Origin of the sequence: Rhodococcus sp. (in: high G+C Gram-positive bacteria), assembly GCF_049299235.1 — a bacterium.
GTDB lineage: Bacteria > Actinomycetota > Actinomycetes > Mycobacteriales > Mycobacteriaceae > Rhodococcus.
In genome coordinates this window covers 1-22169 of the sequence record NZ_JBAQXC010000324.1, presented here as the reverse complement: position 1 = coordinate 22169, position 22169 = coordinate 1, and the positions used below count along the sequence as shown (strand labels likewise).

The 22169-nt window shown below is 66.8% G+C and carries 24 protein-coding genes and 4 tRNA genes; 23 read left to right on the top strand and 5 right to left on the bottom strand.

Translation table 11 applies throughout. The annotated features are described in order from the left end of the window. Window positions 1–13: 13 nt before the first annotated feature. A complete protein-coding gene (locus tag WAX14_RS20390; protein WP_422629861.1) occupies window positions 14–2467 on the top strand; it encodes a helicase-associated domain-containing protein in 2454 nt (817 codons plus the stop codon). A gap of 23 nt (window positions 2468–2490) precedes the next feature. On the opposite strand, the gene WAX14_RS20385 is transcribed toward WAX14_RS20390, so the two are convergent. Then, window positions 2491–3384: a 1,4-dihydroxy-2-naphthoyl-CoA synthase gene (locus WAX14_RS20385; RefSeq protein WP_422629860.1), complete on the bottom strand. Its 894-nt coding sequence runs from the start codon at window positions 3382–3384 to the stop codon at window positions 2491–2493. Window positions 3385–3448: 64 nt separating this feature from the next. Here WAX14_RS20385 and WAX14_RS20380 point away from each other — a divergent pair, with 64 nt between their 5' ends. The 3 genes from WAX14_RS20380 (at window position 3449) to WAX14_RS20370 (ending at window position 5592) form a co-directional block, all read left to right on the top strand. Then, entirely contained in the window at window positions 3449–4087 is a 639-nt protein-coding gene (locus WAX14_RS20380; RefSeq protein WP_422629859.1) for a PaaI family thioesterase, read from the top strand. 8 nt (window positions 4088–4095) lie between these two features. Beyond that, complete coding sequence (locus WAX14_RS20375; RefSeq protein ID WP_422629880.1) at window positions 4096–5067, top strand: o-succinylbenzoate synthase; 972 nt, start codon at window positions 4096–4098, stop codon at window positions 5065–5067. An 84-nt stretch (window positions 5068–5151) separates the two neighbouring features. Next, a complete protein-coding gene (locus WAX14_RS20370) occupies window positions 5152–5592 on the top strand; it encodes a DUF6918 family protein (RefSeq protein WP_422629879.1) in 441 nt (146 codons plus the stop codon). Window positions 5593–5691: 99 nt separating this feature from the next. Here the strand turns inward: WAX14_RS20370 and WAX14_RS20365 are convergent, their stop codons facing one another. Both WAX14_RS20365 and WAX14_RS20360 read right to left on the bottom strand, forming a co-directional pair. Beyond that, the gene (locus tag WAX14_RS20365) at window positions 5692–6567 is read right to left on the bottom strand and encodes a siderophore-interacting protein (RefSeq protein WP_422629858.1); all 876 of its coding nucleotides are present in this window, start codon (window positions 6565–6567) and stop codon (window positions 5692–5694) included. Window positions 6568–6616: 49 nt separating this feature from the next. Beyond that, entirely contained in the window at window positions 6617–7207 is a 591-nt protein-coding gene (locus WAX14_RS20360; protein ID WP_422629857.1) for a flavin reductase family protein, read from the bottom strand. A 120-nt stretch (window positions 7208–7327) separates the two neighbouring features. On the opposite strand from WAX14_RS20360, the gene menD reads away from it, so the two are divergent. The 4 genes from menD to WAX14_RS20340 all read left to right on the top strand — a co-directional run bounded on the left by menD (window position 7328) and on the right by WAX14_RS20340 (window position 11462). After that, a complete protein-coding gene (menD, locus tag WAX14_RS20355) occupies window positions 7328–8986 on the top strand; it encodes a 2-succinyl-5-enolpyruvyl-6-hydroxy-3-cyclohexene-1-carboxylic-acid synthase (RefSeq protein ID WP_422629856.1) in 1659 nt (552 codons plus the stop codon). Next, on the top strand, window positions 8983–9429 hold the full coding sequence (locus WAX14_RS20350; protein ID WP_422629855.1) for a DUF3592 domain-containing protein: 447 nt from the start codon (window positions 8983–8985) through the stop codon (window positions 9427–9429). Before menD ends, WAX14_RS20350 begins: the two co-directional genes overlap by 4 nt. Window positions 9430–9503: 74 nt before the next feature. After that, window positions 9504–10646, top strand: coding sequence for a glycosyltransferase family 4 protein (locus tag WAX14_RS20345; protein ID WP_422629854.1), 1143 nt, complete (start codon window positions 9504–9506; stop codon window positions 10644–10646). Window positions 10647–10763: 117 nt separating this feature from the next. Next, the gene (locus WAX14_RS20340; protein WP_422629853.1) at window positions 10764–11462 is read left to right on the top strand and encodes a demethylmenaquinone methyltransferase; all 699 of its coding nucleotides are present in this window, start codon (window positions 10764–10766) and stop codon (window positions 11460–11462) included. An 80-nt stretch (window positions 11463–11542) separates the two neighbouring features. On the opposite strand, the gene WAX14_RS20335 is transcribed toward WAX14_RS20340, so the two are convergent. After that, window positions 11543–12814 carry a geranylgeranyl reductase family protein gene (locus WAX14_RS20335; protein WP_422629852.1) on the bottom strand — a complete coding sequence of 424 codons (1272 nt, stop codon included), beginning with the start codon at window positions 12812–12814 and terminating at the stop codon, window positions 11543–11545. Between the two features lie 112 nt (window positions 12815–12926). Here WAX14_RS20335 and WAX14_RS20330 point away from each other — a divergent pair, with 112 nt between their 5' ends. Together WAX14_RS20330 and htpX are read left to right on the top strand one after the other, a co-directional pair. Then, entirely contained in the window at window positions 12927–13976 is a 1050-nt protein-coding gene (locus WAX14_RS20330; RefSeq protein WP_422629851.1) for a polyprenyl synthetase family protein, read from the top strand. Between the two features lie 119 nt (window positions 13977–14095). Next, window positions 14096–14956, top strand: coding sequence for a zinc metalloprotease HtpX (gene htpX, locus WAX14_RS20325; RefSeq protein ID WP_422629850.1), 861 nt, complete (start codon window positions 14096–14098; stop codon window positions 14954–14956). 61 nt (window positions 14957–15017) lie between these two features. On the opposite strand, the gene WAX14_RS20320 is transcribed toward htpX, so the two are convergent. Next, window positions 15018–15509, bottom strand: coding sequence for a YajQ family cyclic di-GMP-binding protein (locus WAX14_RS20320; RefSeq protein ID WP_422629849.1), 492 nt, complete (start codon window positions 15507–15509; stop codon window positions 15018–15020). A gap of 167 nt (window positions 15510–15676) precedes the next feature. On the opposite strand from WAX14_RS20320, the gene WAX14_RS20315 reads away from it, so the two are divergent. The 13 genes from WAX14_RS20315 to rplL all read left to right on the top strand — a co-directional run bounded on the left by WAX14_RS20315 (window position 15677) and on the right by rplL (window position 21869). After that, window positions 15677–15762 (top strand) — tRNA-Tyr (locus WAX14_RS20315). A 224-nt stretch (window positions 15763–15986) separates the two neighbouring features. Beyond that, window positions 15987–16059: transfer RNA gene (locus WAX14_RS20310), tRNA-Thr, on the top strand. Between the two features lie 52 nt (window positions 16060–16111). Next, window positions 16112–16187, top strand: a tRNA-Met gene (locus WAX14_RS20305). Window positions 16188–16246: 59 nt separating this feature from the next. Then, on the top strand, window positions 16247–16414 hold the full coding sequence (gene rpmG / locus WAX14_RS20300; RefSeq protein WP_031937658.1) for a 50S ribosomal protein L33: 168 nt from the start codon (window positions 16247–16249) through the stop codon (window positions 16412–16414). An 85-nt stretch (window positions 16415–16499) separates the two neighbouring features. Further along, window positions 16500–17075, top strand: a complete 576-nt coding sequence (hadA, locus tag WAX14_RS20295; RefSeq protein ID WP_422629878.1) for a (3R)-hydroxyacyl-ACP dehydratase subunit HadA — start codon at window positions 16500–16502, stop codon at window positions 17073–17075. Continuing rightward, window positions 17062–17487 (top strand): (3R)-hydroxyacyl-ACP dehydratase subunit HadB, encoded by a 426-nt coding sequence (gene hadB / locus WAX14_RS20290; protein WP_422629848.1) that lies wholly within the window; start codon window positions 17062–17064, stop codon window positions 17485–17487. Before hadA ends, hadB begins: the two co-directional genes overlap by 14 nt. Window positions 17488–17659: 172 nt before the next feature. Further along, a tRNA-Trp gene (locus WAX14_RS20285) sits at window positions 17660–17732 on the top strand. Between the two features lie 32 nt (window positions 17733–17764). Beyond that, window positions 17765–18175 (top strand): preprotein translocase subunit SecE, encoded by a 411-nt coding sequence (gene secE, locus WAX14_RS20280; protein WP_422629847.1) that lies wholly within the window; start codon window positions 17765–17767, stop codon window positions 18173–18175. 48 nt (window positions 18176–18223) lie between these two features. Further along, window positions 18224–19054 (top strand): transcription termination/antitermination protein NusG, encoded by an 831-nt coding sequence (nusG, locus tag WAX14_RS20275; protein WP_422629846.1) that lies wholly within the window; start codon window positions 18224–18226, stop codon window positions 19052–19054. A 76-nt stretch (window positions 19055–19130) separates the two neighbouring features. After that, a complete protein-coding gene (gene rplK, locus WAX14_RS20270; protein WP_068156194.1) occupies window positions 19131–19565 on the top strand; it encodes a 50S ribosomal protein L11 in 435 nt (144 codons plus the stop codon). Window positions 19566–19653: 88 nt separating this feature from the next. Next, complete coding sequence (gene rplA / locus WAX14_RS20265; protein ID WP_422629845.1) at window positions 19654–20370, top strand: 50S ribosomal protein L1; 717 nt, start codon at window positions 19654–19656, stop codon at window positions 20368–20370. A 476-nt stretch (window positions 20371–20846) separates the two neighbouring features. Then, window positions 20847–21374 (top strand): 50S ribosomal protein L10, encoded by a 528-nt coding sequence (gene rplJ / locus WAX14_RS20260; protein ID WP_422629844.1) that lies wholly within the window; start codon window positions 20847–20849, stop codon window positions 21372–21374. 108 nt (window positions 21375–21482) lie between these two features. Beyond that, window positions 21483–21869 (top strand): 50S ribosomal protein L7/L12, encoded by a 387-nt coding sequence (gene rplL, locus WAX14_RS20255; protein WP_422629843.1) that lies wholly within the window; start codon window positions 21483–21485, stop codon window positions 21867–21869. Window positions 21870–22169: the final 300 nt, after the last annotated feature.

Below are 22169 nucleotides of genomic sequence, written 5' to 3'. Positions count from 1 at the left end.
ATACTCTGCGGGTATGTCTGCCTCCGCACCGCTCACCCGGTACCTGGCATCACTCCACGCGGATCACTTCGCCGACGTTCTGCGCCGGCGCCCCGATGTCCTGGTCGCGCCCTGGCCGGCACACATCAGTGGCGCGACCGCACGCCTCGACAGCGTGAACTCCATCGTGGCGGCCCTGCGCCGTCAGCCCCTGCCGCATCTCGAAGCACTCGGTGCGATCACTCTGCAGCACATGCTCGAGCAGACACCGTCGATCGAGAACATCGCAACATGGCTCGACACCGATGCCGCGACGCTCGCTCCGATCCTCGCGGATCTCGCTGCTACGGCCCTGGCCTGGCCCGACGGCAGCGGAGCCCTCGTCACGGTCCGGGAATTCCCGCCGGTGTCGGCGCCGCTCGGCGAACCGATCCGCGATCACATCGAGTCCATGACCATCGCGCAACTGCAGCCGCTGCTGAAAGTCCTCGGCTGCCGCGTCGACGGTCGGAAGCAGGACCTCGCCGACCGCGTCATCGCGTACTTCCGGGACGCCGACGCTGTCCGGGCACTGGTCGAATCCGCGCCCGCCGACGAACGGGATCTCCTCGACGAGATCGCCGAGACGGGTGCCGCGGTGAACTACTTTCGGGACCTGTTCGATCGTAGGTACGGAGCGCGCCGAGACAGGACCCCCCGGCCCGGCGACTGGGCGGTGGCACGCGGGCTGCTTGTCTCCGACAACTATCGCGGGACTGCGGTGATGCCGCTCGAGGTGACATTGGCGCTGCGCGGTGAGCAGTGGCGCCTGCCGTTCCACCCCGCGAAACCGGAGCCTGCGACAACGCCGGTCGAGTCCGATCACGTCGGCACCGAGGCCACCGCGCGTCTGCTGCGCATGATCGAACGGATCTCGGCGCTGGCGGATCGAGCAGACGGCGAGCTGATTCCGCTCCTCAAATCCGGCACGGTCGGGGTGCGGACCGTGCGCGCCTTCGCGAAGGAATGGGATGCCGACACCGGCGAGGTGACGCTGGCGCTGTATCTGGCAGTCGACATCGGTGTCCTCCAGCATGCGGAGCCGCCGGAACCGGCCAGGGGGCGCGGCAGGAAGAATCCGCCACCGACCACATCACCTGGGCTGGGGGTCGGCCCGTCCGCCGCCGCGTGGCGGGCGGCATCGACGCCGGCACGCGGCGCGACACTGCTGCGGCAGTGGTGGACGTCGAACGACTCACCGCTGGCAGAGCGCACACTGGTCGCCGAGCTCGAGGCCTCGGTGTTCGAGCATCTTCGTCGGGATCTGGTCCGGACCTATTGCGAGCTGCCCGCCGAATCGGCGACGACGCTCGACGACATCACCGCCACCGTCAGGTGGCGCTCACCTGCTTTCGATGCCGCGCTGCTCACCGACCTGATCGGGCCGGCACTACGCGAAGCGGAGTTGCTCGGCGTGATCGCGTTGGGGGCGCCGTCGCCACTTGCCGAAACCCTGCTTGCCGGAACCCTGCTTGCCGGAACACCACTCGCCGACGACCTCGATGCGGCGGTGTCCGCGCTCGTCGCCGACGCCCACACGACAGCGGTGTTCGGTGCGGACCTGACCGCGGTGGTGTTCGGTCCGCCCGCCACGGACCTGTCGCGGTTGCTCGACAGTGTGGCCGACCGCGAATCCCGCGGCACCGCCACCACCTGGCGATTCAGCGCCGCCAGCATCCGGTCCGCTCTCGACCGGGGTGCGTCCGCCGCCGAGATCCGCGATCGGTTGACCGAAATCGCACAGACCGGGATGCCCCAGGCACTCGACTACCTGATCGCCGATGTTGCCCGCACACACGGGACGATCGGCGTCGTCGAACTCGGATGCGCGGTCGTGACGGACGACCCCGTCCTGCTGATCGAACTGTGCCGCAGTCGCGCCGGTACGAAAATCGGGTTGGCGCAACTCGCCCCGACGGTCCTCACATCGCGCGCCGACGCGGCCACGACGCTCGAGGTGCTTCGCGGCGCGGGGTACGCGCCGATGCTGCGTGGCGGCGACGGTGCGGTACACCTCGAACGCCGTGCAGTGTCGGGCAGCAGCGCAGTGTCCGACAGCAGCGCAGTGTCGGGCAGCAGCGCAGTGTCCGACAGCCGTGCAGAGTCGGACACAGACGGGACGGGCGGTTCGATGCTCGGTGCCGAACCGGGTCGGGTTCCCGACGCCGACCCGGCGTGGCTCGCCGGTCACCTGCTCGGCACGATCGGGACGAAACCGGTCGGGGAATCGGCGAGCTACCACGCGTTCTATCGCGCGTTGGCCGGCCGCGGTGATTTCGGTGCAATCGCGGCGCTCGCCACGGGAGCGCCGGTGTCGATCACCGTGGGCGACCGCACCGGGCTGTTCCACAGCGCCGTGCTGCGCGAGAACACGATCATCGCGTGGAATGTGGGCACCGAGCAGTACGAAGAACTGCTCGGTGCGGACATCACACGCGTGGCGTCGTGACGGCTGCCGGTCAGAAGTACCGGTCAGAAGTACCAGGGGAACGGCGACCAGTCGGGGTCGCGCTTCTCCAGGAAGCTGTCCCGGCCTTCGACGGCTTCGTCCGTCATGTACGCCAGCCGGGTGGCCTCGCCGGCGAACAGTTGCTGCCCGACGAGTCCGTCGTCGGGCAGGTTGAACGCGTACTTGAGCATGCGCTGCGCCTGCGGCGACTTCCCGTTGATCTTCGCGGCCCACTCCAGCGCGACATTCTCGAGTTCGGCGTGGTCGACGACCCGGTTCACCGCACCCATCCGGTGCATCTCCTCGGCGGTGTAGGTGTCGCCGAGGAAAAAGATTTCGCGGGCGAACTTCTGGCCCACCATCTTCGCGAGGTACGCGCTGCCGTAGCCGCCGTCGAAGCTGCCCACGTCCGCGTCGGTCTGCTTGAACCGGGCGTGCTCGCGGGAGGCGAGGGTCAGGTCGCAGGTGACGTGCAGGCTGTGCCCGCCGCCGGCGGCCCAGCCGTTGACGAGCGCGATGACGACCTTGGGCATGAACCGGATGAGTCGCTGCACCTCGAGGATGTGCAACCGTCCCGCCCGCGCCTTGTCCACGGTGTCGGAGGTCTCGCCGCTCGCGTACTGGTAGCCGCTGCGGCCGCGGATGCGCTGGTCGCCACCCGAGCAGAACGCCCAGCCGCCGTCCTTCGCGCTCGGCCCGTTGCCGGTGAGCAGCACCGCGCCGACATCGGAGGTCATGCGCGCATCGTCGAGCACGCGATACAACTCGTCCACGGTGTGCGGGCGGAACGCGTTGCGCACCTCCGGCCGGTCGAACGCGACACGCACGGTGCCCTGGGTGACATGCCGATGATAGGTGATGTCGGTGAGGTTCTCGAATCCGGGAACGGGACGCCACAACTCAGGATTGAAGGTCACGTCGCCACCCTAGTGGGTGGGTTCGGCACGCCTCGAGCGCCGACGGCCGATAGCGTGCTGAGACATGAGCGAACAAACGGACCGGTCGGTGGATGCCGAACACGAGCACCACGGTGGTTTCCCCGTGTACCGACCCGTCAAGGCGGGTCCGAACTACGGCCGGTTCGTCGAAGCACTGCGTCGACTGCAGGATCTTGCGGTGTCGACCAACCCACCGGACGACGTCGTCGAGCAGGCGATAACGCAGGCCGAGGCACTCGGCGATCTCCTCGAAGCACATCAGGTACCGGAAGGGCGATCGCCGGCCGGATTCAATCCGGATCTGCCCGGTCGCGGCAGCCTGTTGCAGCCGCCGTGGTTCCTGGAGAAGTTCGACGCCGACAGTGTCCGCGAACGGGGCATGTTCCGGTTGTTCCACCGCGGCGGCAACAATGCCGTGCACGGCGGCACCATCCCGCTGCTGTTCGACGACTTGTTCGGGTTGATCGTGCACGCATCCGGGCATCCGATCGCCCGCACCGGCTATCTGCACATCAACTACCGAAAGATCACTCCGATCGGAACCGAACTCGTCGTCGAAGGACACGTCGACCGGGTCGAGGGCCGCAAGATCTTCTGCTCGGCGGAACTGCGCACCCCCGACGGCACACTCCTGTGCGATTGCGAAGCACTCATGGTCCAGTTGCTGCCCGGCCAGCCGTGACCGAACCGATACGGCCCCCGCTCGACGACATTCTCGCGGGAATGGTCGTCGTATCGCTGCCGATGCGGGTGCGGTTCCGAGGGATCGCGAGTCGGGAGCTCGTGCTGATCCAGGGCCCGGCCGGGTGGGGTGAGTTCGGTCCGTTCCCCGAATACGGCGATGCGGAGGCCGCGCACTGGTTGCGGTCGGCGATCGAATCGGCCTGGCTCGGCGAGCCCGCGCCGCGACGCACCGCGGTCCCGGTCAATGCGACCGTGCCCGCGGTCGATCCGGATCGGGTACCCGAGATCGTGGCCCGATTCCCCGGAGCACGCACCGCCAAGGTGAAGGTCGCCGAGAAGGGGCAGGACCTCGCGCAGGACCTCGCGCGGGTACGTGCGGTCCGCGACCTGGTCGACGCCGTGCGGGTCGACGCGAACGGCGGTTGGACCGTCGACGAGGCCGTGGCCGCGCTGAACGCGCTCACCGCCGACGGCCCTCTCGAATATGCGGAGCAGCCGTGCGCCACCGTGCCCGAACTCGTCGAGGTGCGACGTCGGATGCCGGGAGTCCCGGTCGCGGCGGACGAGAGTATCCGGCGTGCCGAGGATCCGCTGCGCGTGGTCCGCGCCGGTGGCGCCGACGTCGCCGTGGTGAAAGTCGCGCCGCTCGGTGGGGCTCGGCGGTTGCTTGCCCTCGCCGGTGAGCTGGCCGAGTACGGGGTGCCCGTCGTGGTGTCGAGCGCACTCGATTCCGCTGTCGGCATGGGATCGGGGCTGGCTGCCGCGGCCGCGTTGCCGGATCTTCCGTATGCCTGTGGCCTGGGCACGGGTGGTTTCTTCACGGTCGATGTGGCACCGGCGAGAACGATGATCGACGGGGTGATCCCGGTCGGCGCGGTCACTCCCGACCCTGCCCGATTGGCCGAGGTGGCCGCTCCCGACGAGCGGGTGCGGTGGTGGACCGACCGGCTGCGGCGCTGTCACGCACTGCTCGGGTAATGCGGCGTAGGGGCCTGCTATCGCGTCGTATATCGTTCGGGCGTCCCTATGGTCACACAAGTCCCATGTATGGAGGCAGTGAAAGTGGTTGCAGCTCTGGGTGATGCTCTGCTCGGCGCCGACAAGTTCCCGGCAGTCGTCACCGACGTCGAGGCATTGATCGATGCTGAGGTCTCGGACAAGAAGGGCGCCTCGGGTCTCGCCCTCAAGGGTGGGTACGCCGCGGTGAAGAAGGTCGGACCGTCGATCGTGCCGGGCGCGGTCGAGGGGCTGCTGCCCGAGTTCGTCGAGAAGATCCAGCCGTTCTGGACCGAATTCGGCGGCAACGGATCGTTCGCGGACTTCCTGGTGGCACGCGAGGATCAGGTGTCCGACGCGCTCCTCGGTGTGACGGACAAGCGGATCGAAGGCTCGTCGAAGGCCGCCGTCAAGAAGGTGTACGACACGCTGCGTCCGTCGGCGAAGAAGCACGTCGCCGAGGCGCTTCCCCGCCTGGGTGCGCTCATCCAGAAGCACGCGGGCTGAGCTGAGCAGTGACGATGCCTTTCCGGCCTCGGGTCGGGGACGGAAAGGCATCGACAGTGATCCTGGCTCTGCGGGCCTGGACATACCATCCTGGCTGATTCAGTAGGCGGCTGCGCCGTGGTTCCAGTACCCGGTGAAAGTCACCGCCGATTTCGGTAGGCCACGGTCGCGCACGAGATGCCGCCGCACACCCGTGACCAGCCCCGATTCCCCCGCGACGAATGCGTAGCCGGGTCCGTCCGGCAGCGCCGCCGACCGCACCGCCTCGGTCACGGATACCCCGGGACGAGCATCCGGATCCGGCCGCACGACCGGATGTATCCGCACGCCGAACCCCGCCCGCAGATCCTGAGCAGCGACATCGTCCGGGTGGGCGACCTCGACGAACACATCGACGCGGCCGTCGAACTCCATCGAATCGAGGATTCCCGCAAGCGCGGGCAGCGCGCTGTCGTCGCCGACGAGAAGCTGCCACCGCGCGTCCTGCACCGGCTGATAGACGATGCCTTCGTCGAGCACACCCACTTCGTCGCCGGGCCGGGCGGCGTCGGCCCACACCGATGCCGGCCCGAGATCGCCGTGCACGGCGAAGTCGATGTCGATCTCCGCGGTGTCCCCGAATCGTCCCGACCCGGCCGTGCGGTAGCGGCGGATCGTGTAGTTGCGCAGCAGCGGGCGGATGTCGTCGGGCATGGCTTGGAGCTGCGGCCACCACTGGTCGTCGCCGGCCGCCTCAGGCAGGTGCAGGGTGCGCCGGCCGGTATCCGGGAACAACATGCGGAACCACTGGTCGAAGCCCATCGGGGCGATGGTCGAGAGCCGTTCGCCGCCGACGGTGACGCGCACGAACGACGGGCTGATCTGCTCGCAGGCCAGTACCCGCGCACGCACGAGCTCGCGTGCGGCAGGTTTGAGAAACTTCGTTGTCCTGCGTGTCGTTGTCCTGCGCGCGGCGGTCCGGGTGTGCTCGGCCATGTCCACCTCCTGGGAAGTCAGCCGACCCTAACTCACACCCTTCCGGACCTCAGATTTCGGGGCGGTCCAGTGTCCGCACCTGCGGTACCAACCCCCATTCGGTGCGGCCGAGCCGGCTGGCCGGTGCCAGCGCCGTGAAATCGGGTGCGTGATCGTCGGCCAAGATCTCGGGGCGGGCCGTGATCGCCACCACGTCGCCCATCACCACGAACGAGTTCCCGATTTCGATCACCCGGTGCAGGGTGCACTCGATCGACGCGGGGGATTCGGCGACCCGCGGCGGATGGACCCGCTCACTGCGTTCGGCCCGGATGCCGACCCGCGCGAACTCGTCGATATCGTGCGCGAACGCTGCCGAGGTCGCATTGACCTGGTCCATCAGCGGCACCGTCGCGATGTTGACCACGAACTCGCCGGTCTCCTCGATATTGCGGACGCTGTCCTTGCGGCCCACCGACGTGAACTGCACGATCGGCGGCGCGGTGCTGGCGACGGTGAAGAAACTGTAGGGCGCGACATTGGGCACGCCGCTCGCCGAGACCGTCGACACCCACGCGATCGGCCGCGGCACGATAGTCGCGGTCAGGAGCCGGTAGAAGCGACCGGTGCCGAGTTCGGCAGGATCGAAGACTGTGCGCATATCCCTATTCTCGCCGTGCGTGGTCACGGTCCCGCTGTGACGCCCCGCCAGATCTGCCAGGGGAGCGGCGATCGGCACCGGACACCGAACTACGCTGGACGCCGAACTACGCTGGACGCCGTGAATCCGTCCACCGCCCAGGCCACCGCAGTCGTCGACGAACTCGCCCGAGGCGGTGTCCGCGATGTGGTGCTGTGCCCGGGTTCACGCAATGCGCCGCTGGCGTTCGCGTTGCAGGCCGCCGACACCGCCGGCCGGCTGCGGCTGCACATGCGCATCGACGAACGCACCGCCGGATTCCTCGCGATCGGGCTGTCGCTCGCGTCCGGTCGGCCTGTTCCGGTCGTCATGACCTCCGGGACCGCGGTCGCGAACCTCGGGCCCGCAGTCCTCGAGGCGAACTATGCGCGGGTACCGCTCGTCGTGCTCAGCGCGAACCGGCCGTACGAACTGCTCGGCTCCGGCGCCAACCAGACCGTCGAACAACTCGGGCTGTTCGGCAGCCAAGTTCGGGCCACGATCAGCCTCGGCCTCGCCGAGGGGCTCGAACACCACAGTCTCGAGCAGAACAGGCAGAACAGCCTCGAGCAGAACAGTCGGTGGCGTTCGGCCGTCAGCCGAGTCCTCGCCGCCGCGCGCGGAACCCGCTCCGGCAATGCCGGACCCGTGCACTTCGACATTCCGCTGCGCGAACCGCTCGTGCCCGACCTGCATGTGCAGGGACCGGTCCCGGAGGGGCGCGCCGACGGCAACGCATGGACGACGACGACGCACGCGACCCTCGACGTGCCGCTCGACATCGACGTCACCGACGACACCGTCGTCATCTCCGGGCACGGTTCGGCGTACCGGCCGGAACTTGCCGGATTACCCACCGTCGCCGAACCGACCGCGCCGATGCACGGCATTCCCGTGCATCCGATGGCACTGCCGCAGCTTTCACCCCGCAAGGCCGTGGTCACCGGCAGGCCGACGCTGCACCGGTCGGTCTCGAAACTGCTCGCGGACCCGTCCGTCGAGGTGTATGCGCTGACCACGGGGCCGCGCTGGCCCGATGTGTCCGGCAACGTCCTGGCCACCGGTACCCGCGCGGTCGTCACCGGCAGCCCCGATCCGGCCTGGCTCGACCGCTGCCATCGATTGACCGCGCATACCGACACGGCGGTGCGCACTCAACTCGACCGGCACCCGAAAGCGACGGGGCTGCATGTCGCCGCGGCCGTCACCGACGCCCTGCGACCCGGTGACCAACTGCTGCTCGGTGCGTCCAATCCGGTTCGTGACGCGGCGCTCGTGGGCTACCCGAAACGGGATGTCACCGTGCTGTCCAACCGCGGAGTCGCCGGGATCGACGGCACCGTCTCCACCGCGGTCGGTGCGGCCCTGGCCTACGAGGATGGCCGAACCGTCGCGCTGCTCGGCGACCTCACATTCCTGCACGACGCATCCGGTTTGCTGATCGGCACCGCGGAACCGCGGCCCGAGAACTTGACGATCGTGGTGGCGAACGACGACGGCGGCGGCATCTTCGAATTGCTCGAACAGGGCGACCCCCAGTACGCGGGGGTGTTCGAACGCGTCTTCGGCACTCCGCACGGGATGGACCTGGCCGCGCTGTGCGCCGCCTACCGTGTTCCGCACACCCACGTCGATTTGCCGGGGTTGACCGACGCGCTCGCCGATCAGACCGTCCCCACCGGTGGAATCCGCGTCCTCGAGGTCGCTACCGATCGGGCCGGGCTGCGTGAACTCCATGCGGCTGTTCGGGCGCAACTGTGACGAGTACCGTCCGGGCACGCCGCGCGGTGCTCACCGTCGCGGCCGCGATCTCCGTCCTGTCGGTGATCCTGGTGCTCGGCGCGTGGCGCAACGATCAGCTCATCGGAGCCGACACCGGCACCGCGACCGCCGAGGTGCTGTCGGCCGGGTCGCTTCGATCGGCGATCAGTTTCGTCACCCCCGACGGCGTCACCCACAATCCGGAACTCGGCGTCCTCTACCCGACGGGGCTGACGGTCGGGCAGCGCATCGCCGTCGAATACGACCGCAGCAACCCCGACCTTGTTCGCGTCACCGGACGCGACGCGCGCGTCGCACTCGTGCCCGCGGGGTCCGTGATCGTTGTCACCTGGCTGATTGCTGCGCCGATCCTGCTGTATTTGCGTCGGCGCGCGCACGGGGTGACCGCCGCCGATCCGATTGCGTCGCCCGGAACCGACTGAGAATTCGCCGGATGGTTGCGGGGCCGTCACCGCGGACGCCCCGCGCCGTCCGCTGGGGCGGGGATGCTGACGCCGTGCGAGTAGCCATCGTTGCGGAATCCTTCCTCCCGAACATCAATGGCGTCACCAACTCGGTGTTGCGCGTCCTCGAGCATCTCGACCGGACCGGTCACGACGCTCTGGTCGTGGCACCGGATACGGTTGCCGGGCTGCCGCCGGCACCCACCGACCACGACGGTGTCCCGGTGTATCGGGTACCTGCGGTGATGGTCCCGAAGGTCAGCTCCCTGCCGGTGGGCATACCGGAGTTCCAGCTCGTACAGATCCTGCGCGACTTCGCGCCCGATGTCGTTCATCTCGCATCGCCGTTCCTGCTCGGCGCGGGTGGGGTCGCCGCAGCGCGTCGGTTGCAGGTGCCGACGGTCGCGGTCTATCAAACCGATGTCGCCGGGTTCGCGGCCAGCTACGGGCTCGGATTGGCCGCGCGGGCGTCGTGGCGCTGGACCCGTCGTCTGCACCGGAGCTGTGATCGCACGCTCGCCCCGTCCAGTGCCGCCGCCGCCGACTTGGAGGCACACGGCATCCCGCGGGTGCACCGCTGGGCGCGCGGCGTCGACACCACACGTTTCGCACCGTCGCACCGCAGCGAGGACGTGCGCCGCGCCTGGAATCCGGACGGTAGAGCGGTCGTGGGATTCGTCGGGCGGTTGGCCCCGGAGAAGCACGTCGAGCGGCTCGCGGTCCTCGCGGGAGACCCTCGGTTCCGGCTGGTGATCGTCGGGGACGGCCCGGAACGCGCGCGGCTACAGGCGGCCATGCCCGACGCGGTGTTCACCGGGCAACTCGGCGGTGACGACCTGGCCCAGGCGTACGCGAGTTTCGACGTGTTCGTCCATCCCGGCGAACACGAGACCTTCTGCCAGGCCGTGCAGGAAGCGTTGGCGAGCGGAGTTCCGGTGATCGCACCCGACGCCGGTGGCCCCCGCGACCTGGTCGCGCACTGCCGCAACGGATACCGCCTGCCGGTGGACCGGTTTGCGGAGTTGCTGCCGGGCGCGGTCGCCGCGTTCCTGGACCCGGTGGCGCGCACACGATTCGGCGGCGCGGCGCGGCGCGGCGTGCTGGGACGTACCTGGCCGGCGGTGTGCGACGAACTGATCGGGCACTACGAGCAGGTCCGCGGTGTGACCCCGGCCCACCTGCGGCGTACTGCGTAGCAGCTGGACCCACTGCGTAGCAGCCTGACGTTCCGCGTAGCAGCTGGACCCACCGCGTAGCGGCCTGACGTTCTGCGTAGCGGCCTGACGTTCTGCGTAGCGGGTAACGTTTCGGCCGTGGCAACTACTCACGGATCGCGCGCGTCCCTCGACAAGGACCCGCACGAGGTCGCATCCATGTTCGACGGTGTCGCCGAGCGGTACGACCTGACCAATACGGTGCTGTCGTTCGGGCAGGATCGCGCGTGGCGCCGAGCGACGCGTGCGGCGTTGGATCTGAAGCCGGGGGAGACGGTTCTCGATCTCGCCGCGGGCACCGGCGTGTCGACCGTCGAACTGGGTCGGTCCGGCGCGTGGGTGGTCGCCACGGATTTCTCGACGGGGATGTTGAAGGCGGGTGGATTCCGGCAGGTGCCGATGGTGGCCGGTGATGCGATGGCGCTGCCGTTCGCGGACGGTGTATTCGACGCCGCCACCATTTCGTTCGGGCTGCGCAATGTCTCGGATTTCGACGCGGGTCTCCGCGAGATCGCGCGGGTCACCAAGCCCGGTGGGCGTCTCGTCGTGTCCGAGTTCTCGACACCGGTCCGGGAGCCGCTGCGCACCGTATACATGGAATACCTCATGCGGACGCTGCCGCGGGTTGCCCGCGCGGTGAGCAGCAATCCCGACGCGTACGTCTACCTGGCCGAGTCGATCCGTGCGTGGCCGAACCAGCAGGATCTGGCGTTGCGGATCGAAGCGGCAGGCTGGAAGTCGGTGCGGTGGCGCAATCTGACGGGTGGAATCGTGGCGTTGCATTCCGCAGTGCGATAACACCGCAGTGCGATAACACCGCTGTGCGATAAACGCTGGGTGCGATTCGCGCAGGGTTCGATTCGCGCAGGGGCGGCCGTTCAAGCGAACAGGGGCCGCCGATCCCAGTGCATCGACGTGCGTCCCCCGGCCCGCCAGGCGCGTGCGACGAGGTCGGCGTCGGCGTCGGTGACGAGATTGCCCATCACCCGCACCGCCACCGACATCATCGCGCGTGATCGCATCGCGATCGGGCCGGTCGCAGGCAGGAACCGGGGTAGTGTCAGCAGACCCGCGAGTCGCCGGGCCACGGAGAATGCCCGGCCGTAGCGTTCGCGCAGCAGGGCAGGCCACAGGTGGGTGAGGTCGCCGGCATCGAGAACGCCCGCGATCAGACGGCCGCCTTCGAGTCCGTAGTCGATGCCCTCGCCGTTGAGCGGGTTCACACAGGCGGCGGCGTCGCCGATCACAGCCCAGTTGCGTCCGGCGATCCCGCTCACGGCGCCACCCATCGGGAGCAGTGCCGACGCGACCCGGGTCACGTCGCCGAGACCCCACTCCGGGCGGCGCTGCGCGGCATACAGGTCGATGAGCGGCCGCAGCGACCCCGATGCCGGGCGCGCGGCCGTCGCGAGTGTTCCGACACCGATGTTGACCTCGCCGGTTCCCAGTGGGAACACCCAGCCGTATCCGGGCTGGAGTACCCCGGCCGGGTCGCGCAGTTCGAGATGCGAGGTGATCCACGGGTCGTCACTGCGCGGCGAGGTCGCGTAGGCGCGCGCGGCGACGCCGTACGCGGTGTCCCGATGCCACGTCCGGCCCAGGATTTTTCCGAGGGGGGATCGCACACCGTCCGCGACGACGAGATGCCGGCACGTGACGGTACGAAGCCCGCCGGAGGTACGCAGGGTCACCGAGGCGACACGGTCGCTGTCCCGGTCGACGGCTACGGCCTTTGCGCCGTCGACCATGCGTGCCCCGGCGTCGACCGCGGTGCGGCGGATACGGTCGTCGAGTTCGGTGCGGGGGACCGCGCTGCCCTGGGCGGGAAATGATCCGTCCGGCCAGGGCAGTTCGAGTCGCTGCCCGAAACCTTCGAGGCGCAATCCGCGGTTGACCGTGTGGGTGCGCAGCCAGTCACCGAGTCCGAGCCGGTCGAGTTCGGCGACGGCACGGGGGGTCAATCCGTCGCCGCACGTCTTGTCGCGCGGGAAGGTGGCGGCATCGACGAGCAGAACGTCGCGTCCCGCGCGGGCCGCCCAGGCCGCAGCGGAGGATCCGGCCGGACCTGCGCCGACGACGAGGATGTCGGTGTGTTCGGGCAGGGTGTTGTCGAGTGTGCGCGACGCGCGCGCGGAGGGTTGTTCCACCACGTGCCCATCTTGTCAGGTGTAGGTTCGGTGCCTCGACGAGGTGGCCGGCCGGCGGAACGGCTAGGTTCACTACGGTGGAGCCGAGGCGACAGAACAGGATGGGTACGTCATCGTGAGCACTGAGGGGGCGGCGCAGACCGCCGGTTCGTCCGGCGCGGTGTCGGGAACCGTGGTGGCCGGGGTCGATCTCGGCGATCCGGGCTTGGCGGACGCTGTGCGGGACGGGCTTGCCCGGGTCGAGGACCTACTCGTGGAGGAGTTGTCCGACGGCGAGGACTTCCTGACCGAGGCAGCGCTGCATCTGGCGAAGGCCGGCGGCAAGCGTTTCCGACCGCTGTTCACGGTGCTCACCGGCCAGTTGGGACCGAATCCGACGGATCCGTCGATTGTGACGGCGGCGACCGTCGTCGAGTTGGTGCATCTGGCAACGCTGTACCACGACGATGTGATGGATGAGGCGACGATGCGCCGCGGCGCACCCAGCGCGAACGCGCGTTGGGGCAACAGCATCGCGATCCTCGCCGGCGATTACCTGTTCGCGCACGCGTCACGGCTCGTGTCGACGCTCGGACCGTCCGCTGTGCAGATCATCGCCGAAACGTTCGCCGAGTTGGTGACCGGGCAGATGCGCGAGACGATCGGTGCGCGCCAGGACGAAGACCCGATCGAGCACTATCTGCGGGTGGTGTGGGAGAAGACGGGTTCGCTCATCGCGGCGTGCGGTCGCTTCGGTGGCACGTTCTCCGGTGCCGACGCCGAGCACATTGCCCGGCTCGAACGGCTCGGCGACGCGGTCGGCACGGCCTTCCAGATCGCCGACGACATCATCGACATCGCGTCGGTGTCCACGGATTCCGGGAAGACGCCGGGGACCGATCTGCGTGAGGGTGTGCACACCCTGCCGGTGTTGTACGCGTTGCGGGACGATTCGGGCCCGGACGCAGACCGACTGCGGGAGATCCTCGTCGGGCCCGTCGTCGACGAGGATCTCGTCGCCGAAGCACTCGAGCTGCTGGTGCGGTCACCGGGGATGGCCGCGGCCAAACGCACGCTCGCCGAGTTCGCGGATCGTGCCCACGCCGAGCTGGCGGCACTGCCTCAGGTTCCGGCGAACGACGCGCTGCGCCGGCTGGTGGACTACACGATCGCCCGGGTCGGATAATTTCGGCGGGATCACTCGACGCCTGGAACCAGGTGTGCGTCCCGGTTCGTTGAACGGCTGAGTTTCGCTGCCCGACGAGGTCGGGTGGTAACAGGGTTCGGTGATCGGGGAGATGCGACGTGCACGGGTACGCGAACGGTATGAAGACAGCCGCGTTGCTGATCGGCATGTCGGCACTGATCGTGTTCATCGGCTCGTTGTTTCAGAATTCGACGATCCTGGTCCTGTCGATAGTCTTCGCCGTCGGCATGAATGCGTACGCGTATTTCAACAGCGACAAGCTGGCGTTGAAGGCGATGCACGCGCAGCCGATCACCGAAGTGCAGGCTCCCGCCATCTATCGGATCGTGCGCGAACTCGCGACCACGGCGCATCAGCCGATGCCGCGGTTGTATGTCAGTCCGACAAATGCCCCCAATGCGTTCGCGACGGGACGAAATCCGCGCAATGCGGCGGTGTGCTGCACGAGCGGGATTCTGGATCTCCTCGACGAGCGGGAGTTGCGGGCGGTGCTGGGGCACGAGCTGTCCCATGTCTACAACCGCGACATCTTGATCTCGTCGGTGGCAGGGGCGATGGCCGCGGTGATCTCGGGTCTGGCGAATTTCGCGATGTTCGCGGGTGCATACGGTGGAAACCGGCAGGGTGCGAATCCGTTCGCATTGCTACTGGTGTCGTTGCTGGGCCCGATCGCGGCAACAGTGGTCAAGCTGGCGGTGTCCCGGTCCCGCGAGTATCAGGCCGATCAGTCGGGTGCGGAGTTGACCGGTGATCCGTTGGCGCTGGCGTCGGCGTTGCGCAAACTCGAACGTGGCACTCAGGCGGCGCCGTTGCCGCCGGAGCCGCGTATCGCGGCCCAGTCGCACATGATGATCGCCAATCCGTTCCGGAGCGGCGAGAAGGTGAGTCGCCTGTTCTCGACGCATCCGCCGATGGAGGAGCGGATCGAGCGTTTGGAACGCCTGGCCGGCCTGCGCTGATTCCGGACGTCAGCGCAGGCCGTGGGCAGGTCCGCCGGTGGCAGCCGGCACCTGTGGAAGCTCAGCGGTAGTTGACGAACTGGAGGGCCACGTCCAGGTCGGCGTTCTTGAGCAGTGCGATCACGGCCTGCAGGTCGTCACGCTTCTTGCCGGTCACCCGCAGTTCGTCGCCCTGGATCTGTGCCTTGATGCCTTTGGGGCCCTCGTCGCGGATCAGTTTGGAGATCTTCTTCGCGTTCTCCTGGCTGATGCCCTGCACAAGGGTGCCGGTCAGCTTGTAGACCTTGCCGGACTGTGCCGGTTCGCCCGCGTCGAACGATTTGAGCGACAGGTCGCGACGGATCAGCTTCTCCTTGAATACATCGAGAGCGGCCAGCAACCGGTCCTCGGTGTTTGCCGTGAGAGTGATCGCTTCGTCGCCGGACCATTCGATCGAGGCGTCGGTGTTGCGGAAGTCGAAGCGGGTCGCGAGTTCCTTCGCGGCCTGGTTCAGCGCGTTGTCCACCTCCTGGCGGTCGACCTTGCTCACCACATCGAACGACGAATCAGCCACGAGGCACTCCACTTCGGATCGGGTTGTACGGGGTTCTCCACGCCGACGCTATCGGTTCGCAACCGCTCGTATCCACCCGGTTTGCATTCGAGGGGGGTGTGCGTTGTATTCTTCCAACGCATCAGGGACACGGTCTCATCAGGGACACGGTCGCAGATCGCACACCCGGCAGGTTGCCCGAGCGGCCAATGGGAGCGGACTGTAAATCCGTCGGCTTATGCCTACGTAGGTTCGAATCCTACACCTGCCACCAGAGCGGCCCCGATCCTCGCGGATCGGGGCCGCTGTGCGTTGGGGGTCGGCGGTGGTGAGTTCGGGGTGGGTGATCCCCGGCCGGTGGCGATCCGGCGTCGGTGGCCATGCGACCGCACCGCTGCATTTGCGATTTATGCGCCCTGACGTGCTGATTTTGTACTGCGCGATAGTGTGTGTAATCTTTTGGAGGCCGCAGCGAGCAGAGATGCGAACGACGGCCACGCCCCCTTAGCTCAGTCGGCAGAGCGTTTCCATGGTAAGGAAAAGGTCGACGGTTCGATTCCGTCAGGGGGCTCGCTGGATTGTGGTGATGCCGAACAGGTGACTGGTACGGCACTCGACACCGAGGCGGTGTAGCTCAGTCGGTAGAGCAAACGACTCATAATCGTTGTGTCGCCGGTTCAAGTCCGGCCATCGCTACCAAAAGTTGAATGAACCACCCTGATCTGCAGAGATCAGATTTACGCGAAAGAAGGCATCCCGTGGCCTCCTCAACCGACGTTCGGCCGAAGATCACTTTGGCCTGCGAGGTGTGCAAGCACCGCAACTACATCACCAAGAAGAACCGTCGCAACGACCCCGACCGGCTGGAACTGAAGAAGTTCTGCCCGAACTGCGGTACCCACCAGGCGCACCGCGAGTCGAAGTAGTCAACAGGTCGACGTCGACGCGTGAGCTCTCCGCAGAACTGCCCACGTCACAGACGCACGGGTGGATTTGCGGGGGGTTTTTCGTATGACAGGCACATTGGTGAATGAAAATAACGTCGTGGACGTGACCGAACAGGCCGGGATCCCGTTCGACGTCGCGGCGCATGCTGCGTCCATGGTCGGGCACCACTACCGGGTCGAGGACTTCTACGAGGTCGGCCGGGAGAAGGTGCGCGAATATGCGCGTGCTGTGCTGGACTCCCATCCCGCTCATCATGACGAGGAAGCGGCCAAGGGGCTCGGCTACGACGGCTTGATCGCTCCGCTGACCTTCGTCTCGATCATCGGCATGATCGCTCAGCGGAAGCTGTTCGAGGAGATCGTGACCGGATACGACCTCAGCCAGATCATGCAGACCGATCAGCGACTGGTCTTCCATCGTCCGATTCAGGTCGGTGATCGATTGTTCTGCGACGTCCATCTGGACGATTTCCGCCAGGTGGCCGGCAGCGACATCATCACCACCAAGAACATCATCACGGACCAGCACGACAGCCTCGTGCTGACCACATGGACCACGCTGGTCGGGCGGACCGGCGGCGAGGTGGACGCGAATATCGCCAACGCGGTCAAGGGTGTGATGATGCATGTCGCTTCGTAGGTTCGACGAGATCGCAGTCGGTGACGAGCTGCCCGCGCGGGTGGTGACGCTCACCCGCGGCAATCTCGTCAACTATGCAGGTGTGTCGGGTGATCCCAACCCGATCCACTGGAGTGACACGGTCGCAGAACTTGCCGGGTTGCGCGGCGTCGTCGGTCACGGCATGCTCTCCATGGGCATCGCGGCCGGCTTCGTCACGGAGTGGCTCGGCGATCCGGGCGCGGTGACGGAGTACAACGTCCGTTTCACCAGTCCGGTGTATGTGGAGGCCGACAAGGCCGCCGAAGTGGAGTTCACCGGCAAGATCAAGTCGGTGGACGAGACGAGTAAGACTGCTGTGGTCGCGATCGTGGCCAAGTCCGAGGGGCGTAAGATCTTCGGGCGGGCCACCGCAACGATTCGACTGGCCTGAGTGCCGGGCGGATTGGGTTTGTTCCGGGGCTATGAAGTACACTAAGGCTTCTGGGATCGCATAGTGCAGCGCGCTGCTCGTCGGTGCTTGTTCAGACCGGCTGGGTAGCGCGTGTGTCATGTGGTACCGGATGGGTCGACAGATGACGCCGTTTTTCGGCGAGGTCGACCAAAGGGGCGTAGCTCAACTGGCAGAGCAGCGGTCTCCAAAACCGCAGGTTGCAGGTTCAAGTCCTGTCGCCCCTGCACCCGGACGGCCAGCGACCGAGAGGAACGATGTGAGCGAGGAGCGCGGTACGCGCGACGGCGACACCGCAGGGACTCGGCGTCCCCGCGACGGCCGGACTGCAACCGACGCAACCCCCGATGTTTCCTCTGCGGCCGCCCGGCCGAGTGGTAAGCGTTCCGGTCGACGTTCCCCTGACACTCCGCGCGGTTCAGCAGGATCGGGACGGCCTGCATCCGCGGTGGCGACGAAGTCGGGAGCCAAGAAGCCCGAGAACATCTTCAAGCGCCTTCGGCGCTTCTTCCGCGAGGTCATCGCCGAGCTGCGTAAGGTCATCTGGCCCAATCGCAAGCAGCTCGTCACCTACACCACGGTCGTCGTGGTCTTCGTGGTGATCATGACCGCATTCATCTTTGGAATCGACCTGGCGTTCGTGAAGGGCGTCAGCTGGTTGTTCGGCTAGCGCGTACGCGTGCCGGCGAATTGTGATCGACGAGAGGAAAGTGCCCCGGTGAGCACCCCCGAGAACGACTCATACGAGCCTTCGGCCGAGGAGCGCGTTTCGGACGAGGTCTTTGTCGACGACACCGCGACCGCGGAAGCGGCCGAGGAGTCGGCAGAGGCGGGCATCGAGACAGTCGAGACCGATGCGGCCGAGACCGATGCAGCCGAGACCGATGCAGCCGAGACCGATGCGGCCGAGGCCGAGGTGGCTGAGGCCGAGGTGGATCCCGCTGAGGCTCTCGAGAAGCAGCTACGCCTCGAACCCGGCGACTGGTACGTCGTGCATTCCTACGCGGGCTACGAGAACAAGGTGAAGACCAACCTCGAGACCCGGGTGCAGAACCTCGACCTCGTGGAGTACATCTTCCAGGTCGAGGTCCCCACCGAAGAGGTCACCGAGATCAAGAACGGCCAGCGTAAGCAGGTCAACCGCAAGGTTCTGCCCGGCTACATTCTCGTGCGCATGGAACTGAACGACGAATCGTGGGGCGCGGTGCGCAACACCCCCGGCGTCACCGGCTTCGTCGGCGCGACTTCGCGTCCGTCGCCGCTGACGATCAAGGAGGTCGTCAAGTTCCTGCTGCCGCAACAGGCGAAGAAGAAGCCGGCCGCCGGTACCGCGACGACCGCCGAAACCGCTGTCGCCGCCGCAAAGCCCGCGATCGAGGTGGACTTCGAGATCGGCGAATCCGTGACCGTGATGGACGGGCCGTTCGCGACGCTGCCCGCGTCGATCAACGAGGTCAACGCCGAACAGCAGAAGCTCAAGGTTCTGGTGTCCATCTTCGGTCGCGAGACTCCCGTGGAACTGTCGTTCAACCAGGTTTCCAAGATCTGAGCGGTTTCGGGTACCGACCCTCCAACTTGCAGTAGCAGTACGCAAGAACCCACCGAGCAAGAAACTAGGAATAGAGATGCCCCCGAAGAAGAAGAAGATTGCTGGGCTGATCAAGCTCCAGATCCAGGCCGGTCAGGCCAACCCGGCACCGCCCGTCGGCCCTGCGCTGGGCCAGCACGGCGTCAACATCATGGAGTTCTGCAAGGCCTACAACGCCGCGACCGAGTCGCAGCGCGGCAATGTCGTTCCGGTTGAGATCACGGTCTACGAAGACCGTACGTTCGACTTCAAGCTGAAGACCCCGCCGGCAGCCAAGTTGCTGCTCAAGGCCGCGGGTGTCCAGAAGGGCTCCGGCGAACCGCACAAGACCAAGGTGGCCAAGGTCACGATGGATCAGGTGCGCGAGATCGCCAAGACCAAGCAGGAAGACCTGAACGCCAACGACGTCGAGGCTGCCGCGAAGATCATCGCCGGTACCGCGCGTTCGATGGGCATCACGGTCGAGGGCTGACGCCCACAGCAAAAACCCGTGGGAGGGCCAGCCAGGCCCGTGACCACGACCGAACCATTCACCTCACGGTGAGAAGTTAGGACAGAACATGGCAAAGCGCAGCAAGGCATACCTCGCCGCCGCTGAGAAGATCGACGCCTCGGCTCTCTACAGCCCGCTCGCGGCCGCGAAGCTGGCCAAGGAGACGACGTCGAAGAACTACGACGCCACCGTCGAGGTCGCGATGCGTCTCGGTGTCGACCCCCGCAAGGCGGACCAGATGGTCCGTGGCACGGTCAACCTGCCTCACGGTACGGGCAAGACGGCCCGCGTCATCGTGTTCGCGGTCGGCGAGAAGGCCGCCGAGGCCGAGGCTGCCGGCGCGGATGTCGTCGGCGCCGAGGACCTGATCGAGCGGATCCAGGGCGGGTGGCTGGATTTCGACGCCGCGATCGCGACCCCGGATCAGATGGCCAAGGTCGGCCGTATCGCACGTGTCCTCGGGCCCCGTGGCCTGATGCCGAACCCGAAGACGGGCACGGTCACTCCGGACGTTACGAAGGCCGTCACCGACATCAAGGGCGGCAAGATCAACTTCCGCGTCGACAAGAACTCGAACCTGCACTTCGTGATCGGCAAGGCATCGTTCGACGACGCCAAGCTGGTGGAGAACTATGCGGCTGCGCTGGACGAAATCCTGCGCGCCAAGCCGTCCTCTGCGAAGGGTCGCTACCTCAAGAAGGTTACGATCGCGACGACCTCCGGACCGGGCATCCCGGTGGATCCGGCGCGGACGCGTAACCTGCTGGAGGAGTCCGACCAGTAATGCTGGAGGAGTCCGACCAGTAGCGGTCGGCAATACGCTCGTAGCACCAACGGCCGGCACGGACCTCGGGTCCTGGCCGGCCGTTGGTGTGTTCGGCCGTTGTGTGTTCGGCCGGTGATGTGCCGTGTTCGGCGGGCGATTTGCACTGCACCGCCGCGCACCGGTACTCTGTTCTCCGTAGTTCGGCATTGTGCCGATCTCCACCCCGATCATGTTCTACCCAAGACCGTTGGTCATCGAGTTCGCATGCGGATTCGTTTGAAGGTCCGGAAGTTTCCGGCGGCCCACGCAGGAGGACGAGGTTAGGGGGATGTGATCAATTCGTGCGTTGCGCGCGAAACCTGTGAGCCTCTCCTTTCATGCCCCGTGTGCCCTGCACCGGGGCTTCCGTCGTTTCCGGCCTGTGTGGTCTTCGTAAGTGGGACGTCCCGCACGGGACGGACGGGAAAACGACTGTTACTGAGAGGAGGCGAAGTATGGCAAAGCCCGAGAAGGTTTCCGCGGTTGCGGAGATCACCGAGCAGTTCAAGACCTCGACGGCCGCTGTGATCACGGAGTACCGCGGTCTGTCGGTCGGAAGTCTTACGCAGCTGCGACGCGCTCTCGGAGAGGGTGCCACCTACTCCGTCGCCAAGAACACCCTCGTCAAGCGTGCTGCTGCTGAGGCAGGCGTCGAGGGCCTTGACGATCTGTTCGTCGGACCCACCGCGATCGCGTTCATCGCGGGTGAGCCCGTCGACGCCGCGAAGGCCATCAAGGCTTTTGCGAAGGACAACAAGGCACTCGTCGTCAAGGGCGGGTACATGGACGGCGCTGTGCTGTCCGTGGACGAGGTCAACAAGATCGCGGACCTCGAGTCCCGCGAGGTGTTGTTGGCCAAGCTCGCCGGCGCGATGAAGGGCAACCTGGCAAAGGCCGCAGGCCTGTTCAACGCTCCTGCTTCGCAGGTGGCTCGCCTGGCGGCCGCCCTGCAGGAGAAGAAGGCAGCCGAAGAGGCCGCCTGAAGCTGATCCGCATCACCGCGAATCACTGACACATCCATGCGTGCTCCGGCGCGCGCCATCCCACGGTCGCGGATCAGCGACGAGGGACTTACAGGAAGGACCGCCATCATGGCGAAGCTCACCACCGAAGAGCTGCTCGACGCGTTCAAGGAACTGACCCTGCTCGAGCTCTCGGAGTTCGTGAAGGCATTCGAGGAGACCTTCGAGGTCACCGCTGCTGCTCCGGTTGCCGTTGCTGCCGCCGGTGCTCCGGCCGCCGCTGCCGAGGCCGAGGCCGAGCAGGACGAGTTCGACGTCATCCTCGAAGGTGCCGGCGAGAAGAAGATCCAGGTCATCAAGGTCGTCCGTGAGATCGTCTCCGGCCTGGGCCTGAAGGAAGCCAAGGACCTCGTCGAGGGTGCCCCGAAGGCGATCCTGGAGAAGGTAGCCAAGGACGCTGCCGATGCCGCCAAGTCGAAGCTCGAGGAGGCCGGCGCCAAGGTCACCGTCAAGTAGGACGGCTGTTCCTGCGCTGCTCGCCGGCTTGCCGGCGTTCGAGTGTGAAGGCCGCTTTCCGTGGACTGCATTGTCCGCGGGAAGCGGCTTTTTCGTTTTCGTGCCGGTGCGACGCGGTGCCGGACGGGTTGGCCTGCACGAACGATCGAGTGGCGATATGTTGTCGGCAACAGGGCTCATCCCAATCGGGGGTGTAGGAGTTGGGGTCTGAAGCCGCCGGTCTCGAGCAGGCTTCGGGCGATGTAGTTGGTCAGGTTGCGGAACCCGAGTGCGGAGCCGCGCAGGTGTTCGAGCCGTCCG

What these genes read in the sequence shown, in the direction of transcription:
- rplL (WP_422629843.1), top strand. Translation starts at nt 21,483, where the DNA reads ATGGCGAAGCTCACCACCGAAGAGCTGCTCGACGCGTTCAAGGAACTG.
- WAX14_RS20380 (WP_422629859.1), top strand. Translation starts at nt 3,449, where the DNA reads ATGAGCGAACAAACGGACCGGTCGGTGGATGCCGAACACGAGCACCAC.
- WAX14_RS20365 (WP_422629858.1), bottom strand. Translation starts at nt 6,567, where the DNA reads ATGGCCGAGCACACCCGGACCGCCGCGCGCAGGACAACGACACGCAGG.
- rplA (WP_422629845.1), top strand. Translation starts at nt 19,654, where the DNA reads ATGGCAAAGCGCAGCAAGGCATACCTCGCCGCCGCTGAGAAGATCGAC.
- WAX14_RS20390 (WP_422629861.1), top strand. Translation starts at nt 14, where the DNA reads ATGTCTGCCTCCGCACCGCTCACCCGGTACCTGGCATCACTCCACGCG.
- rplK (WP_068156194.1), top strand. Translation starts at nt 19,131, where the DNA reads ATGCCCCCGAAGAAGAAGAAGATTGCTGGGCTGATCAAGCTCCAGATC.
- hadB (WP_422629848.1), top strand. Translation starts at nt 17,062, where the DNA reads ATGTCGCTTCGTAGGTTCGACGAGATCGCAGTCGGTGACGAGCTGCCC.
- hadA (WP_422629878.1), top strand. Translation starts at nt 16,500, where the DNA reads ATGACAGGCACATTGGTGAATGAAAATAACGTCGTGGACGTGACCGAA.
- WAX14_RS20360 (WP_422629857.1), bottom strand. Translation starts at nt 7,207, where the DNA reads ATGCGCACAGTCTTCGATCCTGCCGAACTCGGCACCGGTCGCTTCTAC.
- rplJ (WP_422629844.1), top strand. Translation starts at nt 20,847, where the DNA reads ATGGCAAAGCCCGAGAAGGTTTCCGCGGTTGCGGAGATCACCGAGCAG.